The organism is Rhodococcus chondri (assembly GCF_036327435.1).
In the GTDB taxonomy this organism is placed as follows: Bacteria; Actinomycetota; Actinomycetes; order Mycobacteriales; family Mycobacteriaceae; genus Rhodococcus; species Rhodococcus chondri.
In genome coordinates this window covers 1-1,361 of the sequence record NZ_JAUZMZ010000365.1, presented here as the reverse complement: position 1 = coordinate 1,361, position 1,361 = coordinate 1, and the positions used below count along the sequence as shown (strand labels likewise).

1 protein-coding gene is annotated in these 1,361 nt (G+C 74.1%); it reads left to right on the top strand.

Features of this window, described 5'->3' with window-relative positions:
* A partial coding sequence (locus tag Q8814_RS26140; protein ID WP_330154830.1) for an amino acid adenylation domain-containing protein occupies positions 1-1,361 on the top strand: 1,361 nt, incomplete at both ends.

The window sequence follows — 1,361 nt, the reverse complement described above, 5'->3', positions numbered from 1 at the left end:
ACGAAAGTCTCCGGCCCGGCGCCGCCGTGACCTACCGGGAGCTCGACGAGCGTTCCACGCGCCTGGCCCGGGTGCTGCGCGCCGCCGGCGCCGGGCCGGAGACTTTCGTCGCCCTCGGCATCTCCCGCTCCGTCGAATCCGTCACCGCGATGTGGGCGATCACCAAGACCGGCGCCGCGTTCGTCCCCGTCGACCCCCGCTACCCGGCCGACCGGATCGCGTTCATGCTCGACGACTGCGGCGCCACCCTCGGCGTCACCACCGGCGCGCACCGCACCGACCTGCCCGACACGGTGCGCTGGCTCGTCCTCGACGACCCGGACCTGGCCGCGACGCTCACCGGCACCGCCGCCACCGCGCTCACCGACCGCGACCGCACCGTGCCGCTGCGCCTCGACCACGCCGCGTACCTGATCTACACCTCCGGCTCCACCGGCCGCCCGAAGGGGGTGCTCACCACCCACCGCAGCCTCGACAACTTCGCCCGCGACCAACGCGACCGCTTCCACCCCGGCCCCGGCGGCCGGGTCATGCACTTCTCGTCGCCGAGCTTCGACGCGTCGATCTTCGAATACCTCATGGCCTTCGGTTCCGGCGCCACCCTCGTCGTCGTCCCCCCGCACATCTACGGCGGCGCCGAACTGGGCCGGGTGCTGCGCGAGACCGCGGTCACCCACGGCTTCATCACCCCCGCCGCGCTCGCCTCCCTCGACCCGGCCGACCTGACCCGCTTCGTCGACCTCGCCGTCGGCGGCGAGGCCTGGCCCCCGGAACTGCGGGACACCTGGGTGCACGGCCGGCGCCTCGTCAACGCCTACGGCCCCACCGAAACCACCATCATGGCCGCGATCAGCGACCCCCTGACCCCCGACGGCGACCTCACCCTCGGCGGCCCGCTCCGCGGGGTGCACGCCGTCGTTCTCGACGCCGCGCTGCGCCCCGTCCCCGTCGGCCCCGCCGGCGAACTGTATCTGGCCCGGCTCGGTCTCGCCCGCGGCTACCACGCCCGCCCCGACCTGACCGCCGCCCGCGTCGTCGCCGACCCCTACGGGCAGCCGGGGGAGCGGCTGTACCGCACCGGCGACATGGTCCGCTGGAGCACCGCCCACCCGGGCGGCGACCCGCACCTGGCGTACGTGGGCCGCTCCGACTTCCAGGTCAAGGTGCGCGGGTTCCGCATCGAACCCGGCGAGATCGATGCCGTGCTCAGCTCGCACCCCACCGTCGCGTTCGCCGTGACCCTGGGCCTTCCCGCCCCGTCCGGCGACACCGTCCTCGTCGCCTACGCACACCCCGCCCCGCACGCCGACATCGACCCCGCAACACTCAAAGACCATGTCGCACAGCACCTTCCCTCACAC